This is a genomic window from Candidatus Phytoplasma fabacearum, from assembly GCF_030586805.1.
In the GTDB taxonomy this organism is placed as follows: Bacteria; Bacillota_I; Bacilli_A; order Acholeplasmatales; family Acholeplasmataceae; genus Phytoplasma; species Phytoplasma fabacearum.
In genome coordinates this window covers 1-7442 of the sequence record NZ_JAOSIM010000022.1, presented here as the reverse complement: position 1 = coordinate 7442, position 7442 = coordinate 1, and the positions used below count along the sequence as shown (strand labels likewise).

Here is a 7442-nt window from a genome sequence, read left to right as displayed (position 1 = left end):
ATTGAGACCACAGAAGGAATAGGTAAAACCTAGAAAAATGATTTTGAGTTCTTAAAATCGAAACTTCTCTGGACAATGAGTAAGATTCACGACCAATCTTTAAAACAACACATATTAAAACAAGAACAAAAGGTCAAGAATAAACATTTAACCAGTGGCGACACGAATTTAAACCCGGAAGGGGATAAATTATGGAAAGTCGGATGCTGGGAAACTTGCTTGCGCTGTTTGGGCGGGGGGGCTGTTAATAATAGTTAATAGAAAGATAAATCCTATTAATGAAACACCAACAATCTATCTGCATAATTAGAAAGTTTAAATGTTATTTAAAGGTTTTATAATTAAGTTTGTAACTTTAAATTTTATTAGCATTATTTAAAAAAGATTAAAATCAATTTAAGAAGAGATTTGAATATTTTAGATTTTAGGTTTGTGATTATTTATTTTGTTTTATGGAATGACTAATTGATAATATACCATCATTATATATTTTGTGTAATGATGGTAATTTTGTTTATTTATTATTATATTTAATAGTTTTATATTGGTTTAGATATAATGATGAATGAATAAAAGAGATATTATTTTTTTATTTAATTTTAGATTAAAAATAGAAAGAATTGGAACTTATTTATATATATGATTTTAGTCAAATATCCATTATCATCTGTTTATAAACCTTATTTTTATTATGCTTTGGAAGAGTATATTTTAAATAATTTTTTAAAATGTGATGATGAAATTTATTTTTTTTTCTGGACTATGCAAGGAATAGTTATTGGTCGTAATCAGATTATTGAAAATGAAATTAATTTAGAATTTATCAAAAAAAATAAAATTGAATTTTTTCGTAGGCCTAGTGGTGGTGGTTGCGTTTATAATGATTTTAATACGCCAATTTTTAGTTTTATTTTTAGAAATAACTTTTTAGATTTTAGTTTTAAAAAACATTTAAATCTTATTATTCAAGCATTTCATCATTTAGGAATACATTTATATTTTGGTGGTCGTAATGATATTTTATTTAAAGGTAAAAAGGTTTCTGGTAATGCTTTTTGGAAAAATAAAAATGGTATTGTTATGCATGGTACTTTACTTTATCAATGTGATATAGATACAATGATACGTTGCATTACCCCGAATAATCAAAAATTAATTTCTAAAGGTATCGATAGTGTTCGTTCTCGAGTACTGAATTTAAAAGATTATTTGTCCGATATGACACAAGAAACATTAGTGAATTATTTAGAAAAATTTTTAAAAAAACAAGAATTAAATTTAACTAAACAAGATTTAGTTATCGTTAATAAATTATCTCTGAAATATAATTCTTTTGAATGGTTATTTAATCATCCTATGTATTCGAAACATTTGCAACATCGTTTTGAATGGGGCGAAATAAAAGTTTTTTTAGAATTAGAAAATGGTTATATTAAAAAAATGCAATTATGTGGTGATTTTTTTCATATTCTAGAGAATTTAGAAAAATTTTGTGGTTTTTTTGAAAATGTTTTGTTTAAAATAGAAGATATTAAAAAAGTTTTGCAAAAAGTTAATATTAATGATTATATTTTAAATGCTTCAAATGAAGATTTTTTGCTCTTATTAAAACAAGGTTTAATTGATAATATAAAATAATCATAAATAATTTTTTTATAAAAGGATTAAAAAAATATTTATTAGGATTTTTCTTGTAACATATACTTATTAATTACCATTTTTTTGTTTATCCTTATTAATAAAAATGTATAATATAAGAAAGGTATATTGTAAAGGTTCATTATGAAGATTTTTTCATTAAAAAAAGTAATTATTAGTGCTTTATTATTAACAATTTCTTTCTTTATTGAATTTGTATTTACTAAATTTTTTTTTCAAGATTGCCATGAATCTTTAATAAAATTAGAGTTATTGCCTATAGTTTTAATAGGTTTTTTATTCGGTTTTAAATTTAGTGTATGCGCTAATTTTGTGTATGTTATAATCCATACTGCGTTAGAATGGCCTATTATTAATGCATTTAGTTTAACTCAAACTAAATATTTGAAATTATTATTTGTAATATTTTTTTTTATTTTACCATATATGGCTTATTCTTTATCTGGTTTATTTCATTCGACGAAATCGCCATATTTAATGAAAAAAAATATTATAACAAGTTTATTATTGATTTCTTTTATTCAAATTATTTCTTATATCTTTTGTATTTATAGTTTTTATTATTATTCTTATGATTCTTTATTTTTTATATTTGAATCGGATTCTTGGATAATAAGTCAATTACATTCCGTTTTATCTATATATTGGATTTTTTTTATTTATATTAATATTACGATTTTTTTAACTAATACGATTATTGGATGCATTTTGTTGTTTTTAAAACCTATTATTAACGAAAATACTGAATTTAATTTATAAATTAATTTTAATTAAATTTAATATTTTAGAGAAATTTATTAACAATTTGTAAATAATCTAATCTAGGGCGATAATTATAAGGAATCTGCCATAATTCATTAATAAAAGTTTGATAATCGATGCTTTTGGATGAATATTGTTTTTTAAAATTAATTAAAAAAGATATAGGTAGATAAAAATATTGGTTATAACGTTTGAAGTGAATAATTAAAAACGCTATCCCTTTCAATTCATGTATCTTTTGTAAACAAATTATTTGATGATTTGGAATATTTTTTAAAGGAAATTTATTTAGATTGTTAGTTTCTTTTGCATCGAAAGATAAATATTTACCTTTATAAATGCCTTGATAATCTGGTAAAGATTTTAAACGGTAATAAGCCTCTATAATTTTAGTTTTGTTTCTTTGTGCGTATTCTACTTTAACCACTTGTATAGGAATTTCATTCTTATTAATAAAAGCAATCTGATTTTCCTGATAAAATTTATTGGTTAAATTAATATCTTGTTCTAATTGTTTGCCTAAATTACTTTTTTTATTATAATTTAAATTTTGATTATTAATTTTAGCTGGATATTTCATATTTTATTTATCTGATAACTTTCTAAATAAATAGAAAAAATTGATATTAATTGTTTTAAAGCTATAATAAATAGTGATTAACCAAATTTAAGTGGTTTCAAAAATAATTAACATCATATTAAAATTTATTTATTTTTATTTTAAAAATATAATATTTATATTATAAACTTTAATTAATAATGATAAAAAAATAATAAAACTAATCGGTAATAAATTTTTTGGAAATTATTTAAATCAATGATATTATACATTATTAATTTTTTAAGGGAGTTCTATTAAAAAAAATGCAAGAAATAAATTTTTTCGCTTTAGGGGGTATAGGGGAAAATGGAAAAAATTTTTACCTCTTAAAAATCAATTTTTCTTATTTTATTTTAGATGCTGGTTTGAAATATCCTAGTGTATTAGTAAATGGTATTGATGCTATTTTGCCGGAATATCACAAATTAGAATCTATTAAAGATCAAATTAAAGGTATTTTTATTACTTCAGCTTTAGAAACTTATTCAGGAGCTCTAGCTTATTTAATAAAAGAATGGTCAATTCCTATTTATGCTTCGGATTTTACTATAGAAGTAATTAAATTTAATTTAAAACAAGCAAATATAGATTTATCTTGTTTATCTTTTAATACGATAAAAGATGATATTAAAATTATTATTGATGATATTAAAATTTTTGTTTTTGGTATATCTCATTTTTTGCCAGGAACTTTAGGTTTAGCTTTTGAAACTTCTTCCGGAATGATTATATATATGAGTGCTATGCATATGCAACAATCTAAAAATAATTTTTTTCAAACTAACTTTACTACTTTAGTAGAATTGGCTCGTAAAAAAGTTTTAGCTTTATTATTGGTTTCTCAAGGAGCTTTGAGCTTGGTTAAGCCTAAAAGGGAAGAAATTTTAGAACATCATTTGAGTAGTTTTTTCGGTAGTATAGAAAATAATATTATTGTTACTTTTTTAATTCCAGATTTATTAAAAATTCAAATGGTTATTGATTTAGCTGTACAAGCTAATTTGAAGATTATTATTTTAGGTCGTAAAAGTGAAAAAATTATTGATATCGCTCTATTAAAAAAATATTTAAAAATTCCCGAAAATACTTTAATTAATTTAAAAAATTCTAAAGATTATTTGAAATATAAAAATGTTGTTGTATTAGTGTTTGGTCGACGTTTTGAATCTTTTTATCGTTTGCAACGAATGTGTAAAAAAACTGATCGTTTAATGAGATTGCATATAGCTGATAAAATTTTATTATTTTCTGTAGATTTACCTGGTATTGATAAAGTTCAAAACAAAACTATTGATATATTATCGAGAAATGGTTTTCAAGTAGAATTTTTAATTAAAGATTTATTTCAAAACTTATCTTATGATTATCAAGAATATTTAAAGTTATTATTATATTTGTTAAAACCAAAATTTTTTTTACCTATTTCAGGGGAATATAGGCATCAATATTATGTCAAAAAAATAGCTCAAAATTTTAATTTCCCAGATAATAAAATTTTTTTAATAGAAAATGGTGATATGTGGTTTTATGATAGTGTGCATAAGCCTTTAATTAAAAAAAATTTTTTTAAAAATTTAGGTGAAATTTTAATTGACGGTACCCCGGTTATAGATGGTAATAATTTTATTATTAAAGATAGAGAATTATTAGCTAATGATGGTATTTTGATTATAGCCTGCAATTTAGATCTACGTTTACGTAAAGTAATCGGAGATATCCAAAATATTAAGTTAGTTAGTAAGGGGTTTTTAGATAAAACGAAAATAGAACCTTTAATACAACAATTAAAAGAATTATTTTTGAAAATAAGTACACAGTTTATACACATCAATAAACAAATTAAATGGAGTGATTTTAAAAATAGTTTACGAGAAGAGTTATCTAAATTTATTTTTAAAGCTACTAAAAAAAAACCTGTTATTATTCCTGTTTTAATCTCGGCAACTCGTTCAACAATTGATAAAGATTTAAATTTTAATTCGAATATTGTAATTGAAAGCAAAGGATAATTTACAAATGGTAGAATATGTTTCTCAACGCCCTAAATTTGACATTTTATTTTATGCTTTAGGTGGATTAGGTGAAGTAGGTAAAAATATGTATGTGGTCGAAATTCAAGGTAAAATTTTTATCATGGATTCGGGCATGTCTTTTTCTGAAGATTCTTTTTTAGGTATTAATTATATAATTCCTAGTTATGAATATTTAATTAAAAATGAACATAAAATCGAATGTCTTTTAATTACTCATGGTCACGAAGATCATATCGGTAGCATTCCTTTTTTATTGCGTAAAGTTAAAATACCTAAGATTTTAGTAACTGGTATTGCTTATGATTTAATTGAATTTAAATTAATAGAGCATAAATTACAAAAATATATGCATATTTTGGAAAAATACGAAGAAGAATCTGAATTAGTTTTCGGACAGGTTACAATTTCTTTTGTGCGTTTAAATCATTCAATACCTGATACTTTTGGTATTGTTTTTCAATATAATAAAAATATTATTTTTTACACTGGCGATTTTAAAATTGATCATACTCCTGAAGGACCTTTAGCAGATTATGCTAAATTAGCTGATTTAGGTAAAAAAGGAGTTTTATGTTTGTTATCGGACTCTACTAATGCTCAACAAAAAGGTTTTATAGAATCTGAAAATAAAATTGGAGATACTATTAACAATTTGTTTTATCAAATTAAAGGTAGAATTGTTATTGTTACTTTTGCTTCCAATTATTATCGAATTAAACAAATTATTCAAGCTAGTGTTTTAACTAAAAGAAAAGTAGCTGTTTTTGGACGAAGTATGGAAAAAGCAATTGAAGTTGGAGCTAAAAATGGTTATTTAAAGGTTCCCAAAGAATTTTTAGCAAATAGTAACAATATTAATGCTAATGATGAAGATATTACTTTATTATGTACTGGTTCTCAAGGAGAGCCTCTAGCTGCTTTAAGTCGCATGGCAAATGGTACTCATCGACAAATTAAATTAAATCACAAAGATACAGTGATTTTTTCATCTTCTCCGATCCCTGGAAATCAAGATAGTGTTAATAAAGTTTTGGATTTGTTGTATAAAATGGAAGTTAATGTAATTTTACATGGTTTTTTAGTAGATACTCATGCTTCCGGACATGCTAGTCAAAATGATTTAAAATTAATGTTAAATTTAATAAAACCGCGTTTTTTGGTTCCGGTTCATGGAGAATATGTTATGTTAATGGCTCATAAAAAGTTAGCTGTTGAATGCGGTATACCTTCTGATAATGTTTTTATTTTAGATAATGGTGATGTATTAGGATTAAGTTCTGAAAAAGCTGAGTTGATTGGAAAAATACCTTACGATGATATTTATATTGATGATTCTGGTTTAGAAAATTTGAGTAATTCTATAATTAAAGAAAGAAAAATTTTAAATGAAGAAGGTTTATTATCTATTATTGTTAGTATGGATTGGAAGAATAAAAGAATTATTAATCATCCGATGGTTGTATCTCGAGGATTTATTTATATGAAAGGCAGTGGTGATTTTATTCAAAAAATATCTAATGATATTAAACATATGATTCAAAAATTATTATCTTCTGAAACGGTCAATGAAAATTATTTAATAAAAGCTATTATTAATTTTATTACTCCGCGTATTTATGAAACTACTTTGCGTAATCCTTTAATTTTACCTATTATTGTGCCTATTTAAAATTTTTTAGTTTGGAAAGGATTTGTGAATTTTATGAATTTCACTAAATTATTTGATAATAATATATACAATAATTATTCTATTAATAATTTAATTTGTATAGTAAATGTAAGATATAATAAAGATAAAAACTCAACAATTTCGAAAGAATGGTATACTGTTTATCCAAAAATACTTATCAATTCGGATGTAAAAATGTTTTCGGAATTAATTTTATTTTTTGAACATATTGATAATGATAATCCTGAATTTTTTTTACAACCGGGTCAAAAAATAAAAATTATAAATGGGCATTTATTTTTTAATAAAGATATATCTACAGAAAAAGGTATTTTGTTGATTGAGAAATTTATTCATGTAAGCGAGTAATTGATCGAGATATTAAAACACTTAAATTTCTATTTTTAAAATAATAATACAAAGAAACAAAGGAGATCTTTTAATGCCGGAATTGCCAGAAGTCGAAGTTATTGTAAGAGCTTTAAATAAACAAATTATAAATCGCTAGGGCGCAAAAGATGCTCATAATTCCGCTATTTAACGCATAGCCTAGAGTTGATCATTCTCTAGAGGTCACGTAAACACTGCAAAGTGGGCTTGATCAACTAGTTCGAAAGAAGAGTTGATAACAGCAAAAGCACGAAAGCGAGATGAGACGAAATATCTAGTCAACAAGTCGACGCCAGACCAGAAGTTAAGGAAAAGGTGAAAGTCCCTA

At 23.6% G+C, this 7442-nt stretch carries 6 protein-coding genes; 5 read left to right on the top strand and 1 reads right to left on the bottom strand.

The annotated features are described in order from the left end of the window. Positions 1-639: 639 nt before the first annotated feature. Positions 640-1638, top strand: a complete 999-nt coding sequence (locus tag OC705_RS02080) for a lipoate--protein ligase (RefSeq protein WP_304512328.1) — start codon at positions 640-642, stop codon at positions 1636-1638. 144 nt (positions 1639-1782) lie between these two features. Continuing rightward, a complete protein-coding gene (locus OC705_RS02075; protein WP_304512329.1) occupies positions 1783-2418 on the top strand; it encodes a hypothetical protein in 636 nt (211 codons plus the stop codon). A gap of 25 nt (positions 2419-2443) precedes the next feature. Here the strand turns inward: OC705_RS02075 and recU are convergent, their stop codons facing one another. Continuing rightward, positions 2444-3001, bottom strand: a complete 558-nt coding sequence (gene recU / locus OC705_RS02070) for a Holliday junction resolvase RecU (protein WP_304512330.1) — start codon at positions 2999-3001, stop codon at positions 2444-2446. A 284-nt stretch (positions 3002-3285) separates the two neighbouring features. Here recU and OC705_RS02065 point away from each other — a divergent pair, with 284 nt between their 5' ends. Genes OC705_RS02065 through OC705_RS02055 form a run of 3 tightly spaced genes read left to right on the top strand, consistent with a single transcriptional unit; the run spans position 3286 to position 7093 of the window. Then, positions 3286-5031, top strand: coding sequence for a ribonuclease J (locus tag OC705_RS02065; protein WP_304512331.1), 1746 nt, complete (start codon positions 3286-3288; stop codon positions 5029-5031). A gap of 7 nt (positions 5032-5038) precedes the next feature. Continuing rightward, positions 5039-6724 (top strand): ribonuclease J, encoded by a 1686-nt coding sequence (locus OC705_RS02060; protein ID WP_304512332.1) that lies wholly within the window; start codon positions 5039-5041, stop codon positions 6722-6724. A 33-nt stretch (positions 6725-6757) separates the two neighbouring features. Beyond that, a complete protein-coding gene (locus tag OC705_RS02055; RefSeq protein WP_304512333.1) occupies positions 6758-7093 on the top strand; it encodes a hypothetical protein in 336 nt (111 codons plus the stop codon). Positions 7094-7442 lie beyond the last annotated feature (349 nt).

Excerpts from the sequence above, each read along its gene's own strand:
- OC705_RS02080 (WP_304512328.1), top strand. The coding sequence starts at position 640 with ATGATTTTAGTCAAATATCCATTATCATCTGTTTATAAACCTTATTTT.
- OC705_RS02075 (WP_304512329.1), top strand. The coding sequence starts at position 1,783 with ATGAAGATTTTTTCATTAAAAAAAGTAATTATTAGTGCTTTATTATTA.
- recU (WP_304512330.1), bottom strand. The coding sequence starts at position 3,001 with ATGAAATATCCAGCTAAAATTAATAATCAAAATTTAAATTATAATAAA.
- OC705_RS02065 (WP_304512331.1), top strand. The coding sequence starts at position 3,286 with ATGCAAGAAATAAATTTTTTCGCTTTAGGGGGTATAGGGGAAAATGGA.
- OC705_RS02060 (WP_304512332.1), top strand. The coding sequence starts at position 5,039 with ATGGTAGAATATGTTTCTCAACGCCCTAAATTTGACATTTTATTTTAT.
- OC705_RS02055 (WP_304512333.1), top strand. The coding sequence starts at position 6,758 with ATGAATTTCACTAAATTATTTGATAATAATATATACAATAATTATTCT.